Annotated in this window: 12 protein-coding genes; 8 read left to right on the forward strand and 4 right to left on the reverse strand. The window is 71.9% G+C overall.

Annotated features, from left to right (window positions below):
* Positions 1–203: 203 nt before the first annotated feature.
* Together IE313_RS31375 and IE313_RS31380 are read left to right on the forward strand one after the other, a co-directional pair.
* Positions 204–2,372, forward strand: a complete 2,169-nt coding sequence (locus IE313_RS31375) for a pectate lyase-like domain-containing protein (RefSeq protein WP_189938234.1) — start codon at positions 204–206, stop codon at positions 2,370–2,372.
* 275 nt (positions 2,373–2,647) lie between these two features.
* Positions 2,648–3,313 (forward strand): lytic polysaccharide monooxygenase auxiliary activity family 9 protein, encoded by a 666-nt coding sequence (locus IE313_RS31380; RefSeq protein ID WP_189938236.1) that lies wholly within the window; start codon positions 2,648–2,650, stop codon positions 3,311–3,313.
* 274 nt (positions 3,314–3,587) lie between these two features.
* Here IE313_RS31380 and IE313_RS31385 read toward each other — a convergent pair whose 3' ends face one another.
* From IE313_RS31385 to IE313_RS31395, 3 genes are all read right to left on the reverse strand, one after another.
* A complete protein-coding gene (locus tag IE313_RS31385; protein ID WP_189938238.1) occupies positions 3,588–4,496 on the reverse strand; it encodes a helix-turn-helix transcriptional regulator in 909 nt (302 codons plus the stop codon).
* A 422-nt stretch (positions 4,497–4,918) separates the two neighbouring features.
* On the reverse strand, positions 4,919–6,835 hold the full coding sequence (locus tag IE313_RS31390; protein ID WP_189938240.1) for a CocE/NonD family hydrolase: 1,917 nt from the start codon (positions 6,833–6,835) through the stop codon (positions 4,919–4,921).
* A 347-nt stretch (positions 6,836–7,182) separates the two neighbouring features.
* The gene (locus IE313_RS31395; RefSeq protein WP_189938242.1) at positions 7,183–7,884 is read right to left on the reverse strand and encodes a helix-turn-helix transcriptional regulator; all 702 of its coding nucleotides are present in this window, start codon (positions 7,882–7,884) and stop codon (positions 7,183–7,185) included.
* Between the two features lie 393 nt (positions 7,885–8,277).
* Between IE313_RS31395 and IE313_RS31400 the strand changes: the two genes are divergently transcribed.
* Positions 8,278–8,796 carry a nucleoside-diphosphate kinase gene (locus IE313_RS31400; RefSeq protein ID WP_189938244.1) on the forward strand — a complete coding sequence of 173 codons (519 nt, stop codon included), beginning with the start codon at positions 8,278–8,280 and terminating at the stop codon, positions 8,794–8,796.
* A 166-nt stretch (positions 8,797–8,962) separates the two neighbouring features.
* On the opposite strand, the gene IE313_RS31405 is transcribed toward IE313_RS31400, so the two are convergent.
* Positions 8,963–9,451 (reverse strand): CYTH domain-containing protein, encoded by a 489-nt coding sequence (locus IE313_RS31405; RefSeq protein ID WP_189938246.1) that lies wholly within the window; start codon positions 9,449–9,451, stop codon positions 8,963–8,965.
* A gap of 294 nt (positions 9,452–9,745) precedes the next feature.
* Between IE313_RS31405 and IE313_RS31410 the strand changes: the two genes are divergently transcribed.
* The 5 genes from IE313_RS31410 to IE313_RS31430 all read left to right on the forward strand — a co-directional run bounded on the left by IE313_RS31410 (position 9,746) and on the right by IE313_RS31430 (position 14,552).
* Positions 9,746–10,546 (forward strand): hypothetical protein, encoded by an 801-nt coding sequence (locus IE313_RS31410; protein WP_189938248.1) that lies wholly within the window; start codon positions 9,746–9,748, stop codon positions 10,544–10,546.
* Positions 10,533–11,183 carry an NUDIX domain-containing protein gene (locus IE313_RS31415; protein WP_189938250.1) on the forward strand — a complete coding sequence of 217 codons (651 nt, stop codon included), beginning with the start codon at positions 10,533–10,535 and terminating at the stop codon, positions 11,181–11,183. Before IE313_RS31410 ends, IE313_RS31415 begins: the two co-directional genes overlap by 14 nt.
* 271 nt (positions 11,184–11,454) lie before the next feature.
* The gene (locus IE313_RS31420) at positions 11,455–11,604 is read left to right on the forward strand and encodes a hypothetical protein (RefSeq protein ID WP_189938252.1); all 150 of its coding nucleotides are present in this window, start codon (positions 11,455–11,457) and stop codon (positions 11,602–11,604) included.
* Between the two features lie 215 nt (positions 11,605–11,819).
* Complete coding sequence (locus IE313_RS31425; protein ID WP_189938254.1) at positions 11,820–13,031, forward strand: MFS transporter; 1,212 nt, start codon at positions 11,820–11,822, stop codon at positions 13,029–13,031.
* Positions 13,032–13,184: 153 nt separating this feature from the next.
* On the forward strand, positions 13,185–14,552 hold the full coding sequence (locus IE313_RS31430) for a cation:proton antiporter (RefSeq protein ID WP_189938255.1): 1,368 nt from the start codon (positions 13,185–13,187) through the stop codon (positions 14,550–14,552).
* Positions 14,553–14,718 lie beyond the last annotated feature (166 nt).

Below are 14,718 nucleotides of genomic sequence, written 5' to 3' on the forward strand. Positions count from 1 at the left end.
CGGCCTAGAAACTTCACGCCTTAGAAAAAGACGAACAGGTAGTCCCGGCCGCAGCCGAACCCCGCCCGGCCGGGTGCACGTCAGAGTGGGCCGCCCGCGGAGGCGGTCCGCTCCGCTCGCGTGGCTCCCCGTCACACCCGCTGCCCGCCCCACGCACCGAGGGCCGCGGCCCCCCACCGCTTCCGAGCAGAAATGAGCCCCCTATGACCTTGGCAGCACGCAGCCGAAGACGTCTCGTCCCGGGCGCCGCACTCGCCTCTGCGGTGCTCCTCGCCACCGGGCTGTTCAGCGCCGCCGGCAGCGGCACCGCCGCCGCGGCGACCGGCGAGATCTCCAACCAGGGCAACGGCAAGTGCCTGGACGTGACCGACGGCTCCACCGCCGACGGCACGCCCGCCCAGATGTGGTCGTGCAACGGCGGCCCCAACCAGAGCTGGACGCAGAACTCCGACGGGAGCCTCACCGCCCTCGGCAAGTGCCTCGACGTCGTGAACGGCGGCACCGCCAACGGCTCCGCGGTGCACCTGTGGACCTGCTACGGCAGCGTCGCCAGCCAGAAGTGGCAGTACACCGCCGCGCACGACCTGGTGAACACCAACTCGGGCAAGTGCCTGGACATCAAGGACAACAACAACGCCGACGGCGCCCGGCTCCAGCTCTGGGACTGCGCGGGCACGGCCAACCAGAAGTGGAACTTCGCGGGAGCCGGCGACACCACCCCGCCGCCCAGCGGTGACGACCCCGATCTGGGCCCGAACGTCGCGATCTTCGACCCCTCGATGTCGTCGTCGACGATCCAGGCGAAGCTGAACTCGGTCTTCGGCCAGCAGGAGACCAACCAGTTCGGCAGCCAGCGCTACGCGCTGCTGTTCAAACCGGGCACCTACAACGTGGACGCCAACGTCGGCTTCTTCACCCAGGTCGCCGGGCTCGGCCTGAGCCCCGACGACGTGACCATCAACGGCTCCGTGCACGCGGAGGCCGACTGGTTCGACGGCAACGCCACCCAGAACTTCTGGCGCGAGGCGGAGAACCTGTCCGTGCGGCCGAGTTCCGGCACGGACCGCTGGGCGGTCTCCCAGGCGGCCCCGTACCGCCGCATGCACGTCAAGGGCAACCTCGTGCTCGACGACGGCGGCTGGTCGAGCGGCGGCTTCATCTCGGACACCAAGGTCGACGGGCAGATCAACTCCGGCAGCCAGCAGCAGTGGCTGACCCGCAACTCCGAGATCGGGAGCTGGACCGGCTCCAACTGGAACCAGGTCTTCGTCGGCACCAAGGGCGCACCTGCGCAGAGCTTCCCGAACCCGACGTACACCACGGTCACCTCGGCCCCGAAGACCCGTGAGAAGCCGTTCCTCTACATCGACGGCGCCGGGGACTACCAGGTCTTCGTGCCCGCGGTCCAGTCGAACAGCTCCGGCACCACCTGGAACGGCAGGACCCCGGCGGGCACCTCGCTGCCGATCGACCAGTTCTACATCGTCAAGCCGGGCACCGGCGCCGCCACCATCAACGAGCAGCTTGCGGCGGGCAAGAACCTGCTGTTCACCCCGGGTGTCTACCACCTGGCCCAGACGCTGAACGTGACCCGGCCCGACACCGTGGTGCTGGGCCTCGGCCTCGCGACGCTGGTGCCCGACAACGGTGTGACGGCGATCTCGACGGCCGACGTGGACGGCATCAAGCTGGCCGGGCTGCTGGTCGACGCCGGCACCACCAACTCCAACCTGCTGGTGCGGATCGGACAGGACGGCTCCTCCGCCGACCACTCCGCCGACCCGACGACGCTGAGCGACTTCTTCGTGCGCGTCGGCGGGGCCGGCGTCGGAAAGGCCACCCAGAGCGTCGTCATCAACAGCGACGACGTGCTCGCCGACCACCTGTGGCTGTGGCGGGCCGACCACGGCAGCGGCGTCGGCTGGACCAGCAACACCGCCGACAACGGGCTGATCGTCAACGGCGACGACGTCACCACCTACGGGCTGTTCGTCGAGCACTACCAGAAGACCCAGGTCACCTGGAACGGCAACGGCGGCCGGACGTACTTCTTCCAGAACGAGCTGCCCTACGACCCGCCCAACCAGTCGGCCTGGATGAACGGGAGCACCCAGGGCTACCCCGCCTACAAGGTGGGGGCGGGCGTCACCAGCCACGAGGCGTGGGGGCTCGGCAGCTACGCCTTCTTCAGCACCAACCCCAGCGTCGTCGAGGCGCACTCCTTCGAGGTGCCCGTCACCTCGGGCGTGCGGTTCCACGATCTGGTGACGGTGTCCCTGGGCGGCACCGGCACGATCAGCCACGTCATCAACGACACCGGTGCGGCGGCCAACTCCTCGCACCAGGTGACGTACCTGGTCTCGGGTCCGTAGCCACCACCGTCACGCACCCCCCGCCCGCTGCCGCCCGCACCCTCCCGTGCGGGCGGCAGCGCCGTGCGCGGCGGCGGCACCGGTCCGTGCGTCGGACGGGCGGCGGAGGGCGGCAAAGGGGCCGCCGGGGGAACGGGACGGCGAACGGACGCGCGAATCCATCCCGGGGACTGTTTCGGTGACGTGTCGTCGGGTAAAGTCCTGGTAATCATGGGAGCGCTCCCATGAACGTGTCAGACCCCATTTCCCTTTCCGGAAGACGGAGGCCGCACACCATGTTCTTAGCTGCCACCCCCCGCCGTCGCACGCTGCGGGTGATCACACCGGTGCTGGCCGCGGTCGTCGGCCTGCTCACCCTGTTCATGAGCCCCGCCAGCGCCCACGGCTCGATCGTGGACCCCGCCTCCCGCAGCTACGGCTGCTGGGAGCGCTGGGGCAGCGACCACATGAACCCGGCCATGCAGCAGCAGGACCCCATGTGCTGGCAGGCCTTCCAGGCCAACCCCAACACCATGTGGAACTGGATGAGCCTGTTCCGGGAGAACCTGGCGGGCAAGTTCCAGGAGAACATCCCCAACGGACAGCTCTGCAGCGCCGGCCACGCCCAGGGCGGCCTGGCCAACTCGCTGGACAAGCCCGGCCGCTGGACCACCAAGAACGTCGGCAGCAACTTCAGCCTCCACCTGCACGACCAGGCGAGCCACGGCGCCGACTACTTCCTCGTGTACGTCACCAAGCAGGGCTTCGACCCCACCACCCAGTCCCTGGGATGGGGCAACCTGGAGCAGGTGGCGAAGACCGGCAGGTACGCGCCGGCCACGGACATCACCTTCAACGTCAGCGCCCCGGGCCGCACCGGCCACCACATCGTCTACACGATCTGGCAGGCATCTCACCTGGACCAGACGTACTTCATCTGCAGCGACGTCAACTTCACCTGAGCCGCCACGGCGGCACCGGGCAGGACGGTCCGGCCGCGCAGGCGGGTACGACCGCGGCAGCCGAGCAGGGCCGACCGCGCCCGCCGGTCGAACCGGCCGCGGGCGGAGCCCACACCATCCACCGGGTCCCGGAAGGGGCCCGGTGGACGCGTTGTGCGCGCAGGTCCGACCGGCGGGCGGTCACGGCCGGTCCCACAGGCCGGTGGTCCTCCCACCGCCGCGGGTCCCGCCGCCGTCCGGGGAACGGGCGCCCCGGGGGCCGCCCGCCGGCCGGTCACGGTCCTGCGGGGTGCTCGCCCATGCGGGCGCGGACGCGGAAGGCCGCCGGGGTTTCGCCCGTGCAGCGGCGGAAGAACTTGGTGAAGACCGTGGGACTGGTGAAGCCGAGCCGGTGCCCGATCTCCGTGGGCGTGAGGCTGGTGTGCATCAGAAGGCGCCTGGCCTCCAGGGCCGCGCGGTCGTCGAGGTACTGCTTGGCGGTGCGGCTGGTGGCGGCCTGGCAGGCACGGGTGAGGGTGCGGACGCTGTAACCGAGGGCGGCGGCGTAGTCCTCGACGCGGCGGGTGACGGCGAAGTCGCGTTCGACGGCGCGGTGGAAACGCTGAAAGGTGCCGCTGTCGCCGGCGCCGACGTGCGGCGGGCGGGTGTGGTGGAGGTGGCCGAGGCGCAGGACGAGCGCGGCCAGCAGGTGGCGTGTGAGGACGATGTGGGTGTCGACCGGCAGGGCCCCGACGTGGAGGTAGGTGTCCTCCAGGAGGCGGAGCGTGGCGTCGAGCGCCGCGCCCTGCCGCTCGTCGGGGACGAGCGGGCCCTCGGGGTGGGGCGGACCGAGGTGGGCGGCCGAGACGGTGGCGGCGTCGGCGAAGCCCTGCAGGAACAGCAGAGCGGTCCCCGTGGCGCCGTCCAGGCCGTGCCCGAGGCGGAGCACCTGACCCGGCCGGACCCACAGCCAGGCACCCGGCGGCACCGTGTGCTCGGTGCCGTCGACCCGGCAGCACAGGGAGCCGGACCGCAGGGCGATGAGGAGGTGGAATCCCAACCGCAGCGGTCGGTGCGGGCCCACACGGTCGCGTTCGGCCTGCCCGGTGAGCCGGGCCAGGTCCCACACCTCGACGCCCGGTGGCCCTCCCGGAGACGGGCGGAACGGGACGTCGACGATGCGTTCATGTCCGTTCTGGTCCATGATGTGGGGCCCAGCGTACTCCCACGCCCCTGGCAAGACGCCTTCCGCCGGTGCGACGGAGCAGGTCAGGTCCTCTTCCCTACGCAGGGGGCGCAACCGCTTCCCCGTCTCCCCTGACCGAAAGGGGTGCCACGGAGTCGGCAAGACGAGCACACCGCGCGGCGACCGCACGAGCGGTTGACCGCGGGCGCGACGGGCGCGACCGGCGCGCTGCCCCGGCGGCTCGCGGCCCGCCGCCGCGGGTGGGGAAGGCGCGGACGCTCCGGCGCCCGGGGCGAGCGGGCCCGGCGGCCGGGCCACCGCGCGCGCCCCGCGCGACGGGGCGTCCGCCCCCGCCCACCCCGGCAGGACCGGGGCGGGTGGGGGTGGCCGGCGTTGCGGGCGACGACCGCGCCGCCGGTGCGGCCGGCGCCCGTGTCAGATCAGAGGCGGCCGCCCGGGACCACCTGGAACGTCGCGGGACCGGCCGGCAGATCCACCGTGTACTGGCGCAGATACGTGTCCAGGTACGGTGAGCGGTCACCGGCCGTGGCCGTGTCGTCGGCCGGGTCGTCCAGGGCGAGCCTCAGTTGAGCGCCCTTGACCCTGATCGTCTGCCCGGAGGGCGTGTCGCGCCACGAGCCCGTCCGGATGGAGCCGATCTCGACGGCCAGGACGTGCCCGGCCGCCAGGGTCCAGTCGGTCGCCTTGAGGTCGACGGCCAGCCGCCCCTGGTCCAGCAGCGAGACCTGCTCGTCGAACATGGCGGCGGTGCCGTCCGGCGCCACGTCGTACAGCTTCAGCATGACGTTGCCCTCGCCCCGGGCGGTCAGAAGGACGCGCGGGGTGCCGGTGACACGCACGGCCCGTTCGACGGGCGCGGACCACACGAAGAAGCTGGACGCGGTCTCGCCGGCCCGCTGCCGCGCCGCCTGCTCGCCTGCCAGGCCCTTCGGGGCGGCCCGGTCGATCGCGGGCGCGTGCTCCATGTCCCACTCGCCGTACGGCTTTCCGCGTGCCCCCGGCGTCGTCCCGCCGGACCCGCCCGACGCGCCCGAAGCGCCGGGAGCCGCGCTCGCCGAGCTGCCGCCGTCGTCCACGTACGAGCCGCCGCCGAGCGGGAGGGTGACGGACCGTGCCGCGGCCGGCCAGGTGTTCTGGGCGCGCCAGGTGCCGGTGGAGTCCTCCACGGCGTAGGCCGGGTAGTGGACCGCCGGCCTGATGCCCTTGAGGTACTGGTCGTAGAAGGAGAGCGTCTCGTCGTACCAGCCCTCGCGTCCCATGGACAGGCGCCCGTCGCCGGTGTGGTCGCCGCCGCGCACGTGCTCCCACTGGCCGAGCCATCCGCGCTCGGGGCCCGTGTGGTTGTCGAGGTACTCCTGCATCTCCTCGGGCTTGGTGTTGTTCTCGATGAAGCCCTGGGTGACGAACAGCGGGGTGTCCGTGCCCCTGGCCATCTTCGCCAGGTCGCGGGAGGTCCAGTGCTCGTCCCACTGGTCGGCGATCCGGTACCCGGCCGAGTTCTCCGTGAGGCACTCCGGATGGGCCGCCTCGTACCGGGCGTTGGCCAGGTAGTGCGCGTCGTCGTCCGCCATCTGGTCCATGGTGGCGATGGAGTTGTAGGCGTCCGCGGTGCCGGTGACGTTGGGGCGGGGCACGCCGTTCGAGTAGATGTACTGGTACATGTCCCACAGGGGCTCCTGGGCGACGACGGCCTTGAGCGCGTGCTGGTCGAGGTCGTTGCCGATGAGGCCCGTGACGGCGTCGTACGACTTGCCGTACATGCCCACCGCGCCGGTGGACCACGGCTGCCGGGCGGCCCAGTCGACGGCTGCCCTGACGTCGGCCTGCTCACCGGGGCCGCCCCAGTCGAGGCACCCGGTGGAGCCGCCGAAACCGCGCAGGTCCACCATGACGAAGGCGTAGCCGCGGGCGAACAGGTCGGTGCCCTCGATGAAGTCCTGGAAGCGGGACGAGGGGCCGGTGTGCGTCCAGCCCTCGGGGTCGGTCTGCCCGGAGTGCCCGAAGTACGGGCCGACCGACAGGATGACGGGCACCCGCGCGTTCGCGGCCGGCCGCTCGGGCAGCAGGACGTCGGCGTGCAGTTCGGTGCCGGAACCGTCCGAGGACGGGAAGTAGTGCTGCGTCCAGACCGAGCCCTCGGGGACGCGGTCGTTCTCCTCGTGCGTGACGGGCGTGGTGGCGGTGGCGAGTGCTGCCGCCGTCCGGGCCCCTGCCGGGGCGGCGGGCCCGGCGGCCGCGGCGGGGGCCGCGGCGGCGGGACCGATGAGCGCACCGGCCAACGCGCAGGCGGTGGCGAGTGCCGAGGCGGCCCGGGCGGCCGCGCGACGTCTGTTCACATGCTCCTCCCGGAGTGATGAGTACGGGGTGGTGCACATGGTGCCGGTGGGGCAGCGGCCCCGGCCCACCGCGCGCCGGGCGGTGGTGGGCGGGCGTGGACGGACGCGTGGAGCCTGGTCGCAGGCGCGGACGCGGACGCGGGCCGACGACAAGGGATCCTATGATTTTCATCAGAGTTCGTCACCGAGGCGGTGTGCCTGCGTGCGGCCGGTGCGAACCGTCGGGTGTCCCGGTGGCCACGGGTGTCCCTGGTGCCTCGGGTGCCTCGGGTGTCCCCAGCGGGGCGCCGACGGAGCGCGGGCGTCCAGAAGCCCGTGTGCGGGCGCCCCCGTTCACCACTGCGGGTTCACAGGCCCGGGTGCAGCGTTCCGAGGCCGGCCTGGGCCGCGGTCAGGGCCACTTCCGTGCGGTTCGAGCAGTCGAACTTGATCAGCAGGTTCGATATGTGGCGCTTCACCCCGTGGACGGAGATACCCAGGGCCCGGGCGATCTGCTGGTTGCTCCTGCCCTGGACGAGGTGGTGCAGGACCAGCCCCTCGCGCTCGGTCACCCGGCTCAGGGCGCGGGTGATCCGGTTGCCGCCGGCCGGCTCCCGCGGGGCCGCCACCTCGGGGCGCGCATGGCACCCCGTCAGGCCGGCGAAGGTCTCCTGGACCGTGTCGACGGTGATGTGCCGCTCGAAGAGCCACGCGTCGACCCGCATACCGGCCGCCGGACGGAAGACGGTGCGGGCCGCCGTGCCGGACAGGCTCAGCACGATCCTGGTGTCCTGGCGCGCGGCCAGCAGCGGTAACGCCTGCCCGTACCAGGCCAGTGGCAGCACGCAGACGTCGAACGGCTCCTCGCGCAGCAGCCGTTCGACGGTGTCCGCGTCGCGGCAGACCCGGTGGGAGCGGACGGCCGTGACCCGGTCGAGCAGCGGGGGCAGGCCGAAGTACGAGATCTCGTCCTGGGCCCACCAGAGCACGCGCAGCCGAGGGCGCTCGGCCGGTGCGACGGCCGCCGCGACGGCCTGGCCGACCCGGGCGACCCGGCCGATCTGACCCACCGGACCCACCGGACCGACCTGGTGGACAGGTGCTCCACCGTCCTGCGCGGCACGGTCCTGGAGCGCTCCCCACGCGGCTTGTGTCCCCTCCACTCCGCCGGCCCCCGCTCGTCCGCACACAGTTGCACGTGAGGTGATCATGTCCCGACGATAAGCGGAGGTGGCGAATACGTGACGTCGATTATCGGCCATCCACGCCCTGATGGCAGATTACCGGCGGTACAGTGAGATGACACTCACAGATAAATGCGGCATGGCCCGGGTCCGATTCCGGCGATCTTCCGCCTCCCCGGCCCCGGCAGGTACAGTGCGCGGCGCACCCGCAATTACTGCCGCGGGGCGAACCGCCCTCCCGCCGCGGGGAAGGGCGCCGGGGAGAAGTGGGGAGTGCCGATGACGGAAACCGCGCCTGACGCCGAGCTGTCACCCGAGCGCACGCTCGTGCTGATCAAGCCCGACGCGGTGTTGCGCGGGCTTTCGGGCCGCATCCTGTCGCGTTTCGAGGACATCGGCCTGAAAATCGTCGCCGTCAAAACAGTGCGGATGGATGCCGAACTCATCCGGCGCCACTACGCCGACCTGGAGGAACGCCTCGGCACCGAGATCTATCTGCGCACCGCCGCCTTCATGAGCCAGGGCCCGGTCATCTCCCTCGTGCTGGAGGGGTTCGACGTGGTCGCCACGGTGCGCAAGCTCATCGGCGCGGCGTGCCCGAACGAGGCCGCTCCCGGCACCATACGCGGCGACCTGTCGCATTTCAGCAGCAGCGCCTCGATCGCCACCGGCAAGGGCATGGCCAACCTGGTGCACGCCTCCGCCAACCGCGAGGAGGCCGCCTACGAGATCGGCGTGTGGTTCGCGAAGGAGGAACTGCTCGAGTACCGCACGCTCGCCGAGCAGCTCATGTACTGAGCCGGCGCCGGTACTGAGCCGGCGCCGGACGCCGCCGCGCCCGCCCCGTCCCGCGGGGCGCCGGGGCCCGGACCTGCCCGGGGCGTCCGGCGCGAGAACTCCTGCGCGGTCCTGCGCGAAGACCTCCGCTCGTCCTGCGCGAAGGCCCCCGCCGGCAAAGGACCGGTTACCGCTGCCCCGTCGGGGACGGGGCAGGAGGGGCGCCGGAGGAGCTGAGGTTGGCGTTCGCGTACCGGTCGTCACCGGTCACCTCGGGCCCGAACCACTCCGGGGGCTCGAACGCCCACGCCTCCTCCTCGGACCCGAACTCCACCTCGACGGTCGCGAGCGGCGCCAAGTGGCCCTCGAAGACGTCGACGTAGGCGATCGCGCCGTCGTGCAGCGGCAGCGCCCGCCGTGACTTGCTGACGCGCGCGCCCTCGGTCGCCGGCCACAGCACCGCGAACTCCTGCGCACCGATGGCGATCTCGAATTCCTGGCGCTTGATCCCGCGCCCCTTCTTGACGGCCAGGGTGTATTCGTCGCCCTGGCGCCTGACGCGCGCCTCCTCGTTTTCGCCGCGCGCCAGATATCCCTGCTGGACGGGGGTCGCCGGTATTTCGGAGAAGGGCCCGGTCACAGGGGCGAGAAACTTGCGCTCTATCTCGTTGGACATGGTACGGCGGCGCGTCCTTCCGTTTCGGTGAACGAACGTTGAACATCCGCACCCGTCCGGCCGTCCGGCGGACCGGGTTCGGGGGCCTCCCCGCAGGTTACCCGTGACATGACGATCTGTCCCGGACACCGCGGCGGAAACGGGCTCTTAGGGAGGTAGCCGTTCGGCTACCTCTAAAGGACCCCCGTAGCGCACTTGCTCAACGTTGAACCGATTGACTAGAAATGCAAAGGATCTTTCGTTGGTCCTGTATGGCGCACGCTAATTCACGGCACACAACTCGAAGGAGGAGCGGTGACCACAGTCGCGGACTCGAAGAGCACCCTTACCGGTCTCGGGCCGCTGGACCTGGAGGCCCTGCTCAACGGACTGCCGAAGGCCACGACCGACCGGCAGAAGGACTACAACCTCCACCTCGTGAAGCGCCTGGGTATGGCGCCCTGCATGGTGGACCTGCTGGACCAGTACCTCCAGGACGGCGAGCTGCTCGACCTGATTGCGGCACGCTCGTACCGCCACGTCAACCATTTCGACAAGATCGTACTCGTCGATTCCGGCCAGACCGAGGGCTACCGGCTCACGCTGCACATGTGGTCCCCGCCGTACACCGAGAAGGAGCTGCACGACGAGCTGATCCACGACCACCGGTTCAGCTTCTGGTCGACCATCCTCACCGGCAGGCTGGTCTCGCAGAACTTCGCCCGCCCCGGCAGCGAGCCGACCGGGAACCCGACCACCGTGTTCCGCCAGTACCGGTACAGCCCGGAGAAGCTGGGCGTCTCCACCCACTCGAACTTCTACGAGTTCGTGGACGAGTCGGAGCTGGAGATAACCGGCGACACGATCGAGGAGCAGGGCAACGCGTACCACCTCCAGTACCACCGGATCCACCGCGTGATCCTGCCGCTGGAGTCGATGACCTGCACCCTGGTCCTGCGCGGGCCCCGGGAGCGCAACTTCTCCAACGTCTACAACACCGCGTACCCGTCGACCGACACCCAGTCCACGAACGTGATGTTCTCCCGCGACGAACTGGCGGGCAAGCTGCGTGCGCTCAAGGACGCCATGACGGCGCAGGTCGATGCCCTTTCCTGACGCCGGGGCCGCAGCCGGTCCGCAGGCGCCGGTCGTCCGGCTGGAGTCGGTGGAGACGCTGGCCGACGACTGGCTCACCCTGCGCAAGTTCCGCCTCGAGACCACCGGGCCGGACGGCACGGAGCAGCGCCTCACCCGCCTGAGCATCCACCGGGGCGACCGCGTCGGCGTCCTGCTCCACTCGCCCCGCCACGAAACCGTCGTCCTCACCAGTCAGTTCCGGCTCCCGGTGCTGCTGCACGGACGCGGGGACGGGCAACTGCTGGAAGTCCCGGGCGGGCTGCTCGACGACGGTGACGCGCTGGAGGCGGCACGCCGCGAGACCGAGGAGGAGACCGGATTCCGGGTCGGACCCCTCACCCGGGTGTCCGTCGTCTACATGGCACCGCAGTTGAGCCATGAGCGCACCCACCTGTTCGTCGCGGAGTACGACCCGCTGGTCCGGGTCGGTCCCGGCGGCGGGGTCGCCGAGGAGGGCGAGGACATCCGGGTGCTCCAGCTCCCGCTGGACGAGGCCGTCCGGCAGGTGTCGGCCCAGGAGGCGGCGGACGGCAAGACGCTGCTGCTCCTGCTGCACCTGCGGTGCCAGGGGCTGGGCGCCCCGCAGGGCGCCGTCGAGGAGGAAGGCCGTCCATGACGGACCGGACACTGCCGACGGGCCGATCGGACGGACGCGGCCCCGCCGCCGCGCGTCCCTTCGCCCCGTGCCCGCGAGGGGCCGCTCGATGAGACCGTCCGACGCCGTTCCGGATCGGCCGGCCCCGGTGGACCACGCCACCGGAGCCGGCCGCGGCACCGGGCCGGCCACCGGGGGGCGACCGCGGGCGCCGGGCTCCCGGGTGCCGTCGCCCCTCCCCCGCGCCGGGCGCCACCCGAGCACGACCGGCCGGCCGCGCACGGGTGACCGCGTGCGCACGGCAGGCCGCGTGGGCGCGGGCGGCCGTGCGGGCACACGCGGCCGTACGGGCGCGCCGCTCCTCGACGGCGGCGGCGACGGCGACGGCGACGGCGCGTACGGCGCCGCAGGGACGGCTTCGGGGACGCCGATCGAGACCTGACCCCTCCCGTTGCGCCCCGCGGTACCGGCGCGACGCCCTCCTGCGCCCCGCCGGACGCCGGGGATGGCCCCGCTGCGGCTGCACCCGCCGGCGACCGGCGCGCGACGGCGCGCCGGTGACGCGCGGGTGCGCCCCGCCCTGCGCGGCCGGTACCCGACCGCCGTAGCCCGACCCCGCCCACCGCTGCCGATCCGACCGCCGAAATGAGTCCCCCCATGCTCGCCGCCTATCGGGCCTGCCTGAACGAACCCCACGTCAAGTACCTCTTCGCGTCCAACCTGCTCGGCCGGATGCCGAACGGCATGGCGCCCCTGGGCATCGCGCTCTTCCTGCGCTCCCACGAGGTCGGGTTCGGCCGGGTCGGGGCCATCACCGCGCTCTTCGGCCTGTCGACGGCCGTCGGCGGGCCGATGCTCGGCCGGGCCGTGGACCGGTGGGGCCAGCTCTGGGTGCTGTGCGTGAGCGCGATCGCCTCCAGCCTCGGCTTCCTGCTCCTCGTCGGCCGGGGGGAGCAGGGCTTCGGCACGGCCGCGGCGGCCGTGGTCGTCGCGGGCGTGTTCTCCCCGCCGCTCGAACCGTGCCTGCGCACCATCTGGCCCGCCGTGCTGCGGGACCCGGGCGCGATCTCCACCGCCTACGCCCTGGACGCGTCGCTGCAGGAGGTCGTCTTCGTCACCGGTCCGCTGCTGGTCGTCCTCATCGGCTCCATCGCGGGCTCCGGTCCGGCCCTGGTCGTGACGGCCGTCGCCATGCTGCTGGGATCGGCCGCGTACGTGATCCCGCGTCCGGTGCGCGTCTGGCGGGCCGGGCCGCGGCAGAGCGACTGGGCGGGCGCCCTGCGCTCGCACGTCCTGCGGCGGCTGCTGGTGGTGCTCGCGGGTCTCGGCATCGGGCTCGGCGCCCTGAACATCGTCACCGTCGCGTACCAGGAGCACATCGGCCGCCCGGGGTTCTCCGGTGTCCTGCTCGGTGCGAACGCGGTCGGCGCCCTGGTCGGCGGCCTCTACTACGGCGCACGCCAGTGGCGGACGACGGGACTGCGCCAGCTCCAGTACCTCCTGGCCGGCATGACGCTCAGCTACCTCACGCTCGTGGCCGTGCCGCAGCCCGTCCTCGCGGTCGTCCTGGTCTTCTGCGCGGGCCTGTTCCTCTCCCCGGCGCTGGCGTGCAGCTTCGCCGTCATCGGGGAGAGCGCGCTGGCCGGGACCGCCACCGAGGCCTTCGCGTGGATGGTCACCGCGGTACTCGCCGGCAACGCCCTGGGCGCGGCGGTGACCGGCTCGGTCGAGCAGCACCTCGGGCTGCACGCCTCGTTCCTGGTCCCCGGGCTCGCGGGAGCCGTGGCCGTGACCGTCACGGCCGCGTTCCTGCGCACCGCCCGGCAACCCGCACCCCCTGCCGTGCGCGCCGGGGGCACCAAGTCGTGAAGAGCGAAGCCGAACGCCGACAGCGGAAAAGAGGATCGAACATGAACATCGTGCCCCTGGGCGCCAAAGGCGGCGCCGCGCACCGCGCGTCGAGCCCCGTCCCCGTCCCGGCGCGGACCGCCGGCACCCGGACCTGCCAGGGCGGTCGGTGACATGTCGCTGAAGACCGCCGACACCGCCCATCTGCTGCTCGCCCTCGTGGCCCTGCTGGCCTTCGCGCACGCCGGGGGCCACCTGTTCAAACGGCTGCGGCAGCCCGAGGTGATCGGGGAGATCGCCGGCGGACTGCTGCTCGGTCCCACGGTGTTCGGGGTGCTCGCGCCCGGCGCCCAGCACTGGCTGATACCGACCAGCGGACCGGCCGCCAGCGCCCTCGGCTCCTTCTACACCATCGGGATGCTGCTGCTCGTCTATCTCACGGGGACCGAGCTGCGCAGGCGCGGCAGCGGTGGGGAGCGGCGCACCATCGCTCTGATCGCCGTCCTCGGGCTGGCCCTGCCGTTCGCCGTCGGCCTCGGCGTCGCGCGCTCCACCGACCTCGACGGGCTGGTCGGGCCGAGCGGCTCACCCACCACGCTGACCCTCGTCTTCGGCATGGCGATCGCGGTGACCAGCGTCCCGGTCATCTCGCGGATCATGCTCGACCTCGGCATCCTAGGCACCGTCTTCGCCCGGATCGTGCTGGCCGTCGCGGTGCTCGAGGACATCGTGCTCTATGTGGTCCTCGCGATCGTCCTCGGTCTGGCCCAGGCGCGTTCCGGCAGCTCCTACGGCCTGTGGGCGCTGGTCGGCAACGACTCGACGACCTGGGCCGCGATCTACTTCACCCTCGCGCCGCTGCTCTTCCTCGGGGCGCTGCGGCGCTGGGGCCCGGCGCTCTTCGCCCGCGCGGCGGAGAGCCCGCGGAACCTGCTCGCCGTGCGCAGCCCCCTCGCCTTCCGCCTGATCTTCGTCTTCCTGCTGTGCGCCGCCTGCACCGGCCTGGGCATCGACCCGATCTTCGGCGCCCTGGTCGCCGGGATGTGCGCCGCGGACGCGGTGAGCGAGGACGCCCGCACGTCCCAGGACGTGCTGCGCAAGGTCGCGCTGGGCGTCTTCGTACCGGTGTACTTCGCCATCGTCGGGGTCCAGCTCGATCTGGCCCACCACTTCGACGTGCTCTTCTTCTGCTGGTTCCTGGTCCTGGCCTGCGTCGCGAAGTCGTTCAGCGTGTGGCTGGGGGCACGGCTGGCCGGCGAGCCGAAGTCCACCAGCGTCCACCTGGCGATGGCGATGAACGCGCGCGGCGGCCCGGGCATCGTGCTGGCCTCGGTGGCGTACGGAGCCCAGATCATCGACCAGGACTTCTTCACCTCCCTCGTCCTGCTGTCCATCGTCACGTCCCAGTGGGCGGGCTTCTGGCTCGGCAGGGCGATCGCCAAGGGGGCACCGTTCCTGACGGAGGCCGCGGGCTCCGAGGCGCCCCTCGTGCCCGCAGGCGACCCCCGCGCGACCGACGCCCCCCGCAGGAAGACGACATGACCGCGCGACCGGCACCGAGACCGGCGCCGCACCCCTTCAGCCCCGACCCGACCACCGACCAGCCAGAGGAGAACAGCAGCGTGATCAACCCCAAGATGCCGCAGAACGAGGCCGTCTACACCAAGTCCGGCGACTTCGTGGTCTTCAACCAGCTCGCCGTCAAGAT

It is taken from the genome of Streptomyces sulfonofaciens (assembly GCF_014656295.1).
Classification (GTDB): Bacteria; Actinomycetota; Actinomycetes; order Streptomycetales; family Streptomycetaceae; genus Streptomyces; species Streptomyces sulfonofaciens.

What these genes read in the sequence shown, in the direction of transcription:
- IE313_RS31400 (WP_189938244.1), top strand. Translation starts at nt 8,278, where the DNA reads ATGACGGAAACCGCGCCTGACGCCGAGCTGTCACCCGAGCGCACGCTC.
- IE313_RS31415 (WP_189938250.1), top strand. Translation starts at nt 10,533, where the DNA reads ATGCCCTTTCCTGACGCCGGGGCCGCAGCCGGTCCGCAGGCGCCGGTC.
- IE313_RS31375 (WP_189938234.1), top strand. Translation starts at nt 204, where the DNA reads ATGACCTTGGCAGCACGCAGCCGAAGACGTCTCGTCCCGGGCGCCGCA.
- IE313_RS31380 (WP_189938236.1), top strand. Translation starts at nt 2,648, where the DNA reads ATGTTCTTAGCTGCCACCCCCCGCCGTCGCACGCTGCGGGTGATCACA.
- IE313_RS31430 (WP_189938255.1), top strand. Translation starts at nt 13,185, where the DNA reads ATGTCGCTGAAGACCGCCGACACCGCCCATCTGCTGCTCGCCCTCGTG.
- IE313_RS31385 (WP_189938238.1), bottom strand. Translation starts at nt 4,496, where the DNA reads ATGGACCAGAACGGACATGAACGCATCGTCGACGTCCCGTTCCGCCCG.
- IE313_RS31405 (WP_189938246.1), bottom strand. Translation starts at nt 9,451, where the DNA reads ATGTCCAACGAGATAGAGCGCAAGTTTCTCGCCCCTGTGACCGGGCCC.
- IE313_RS31425 (WP_189938254.1), top strand. Translation starts at nt 11,820, where the DNA reads ATGCTCGCCGCCTATCGGGCCTGCCTGAACGAACCCCACGTCAAGTAC.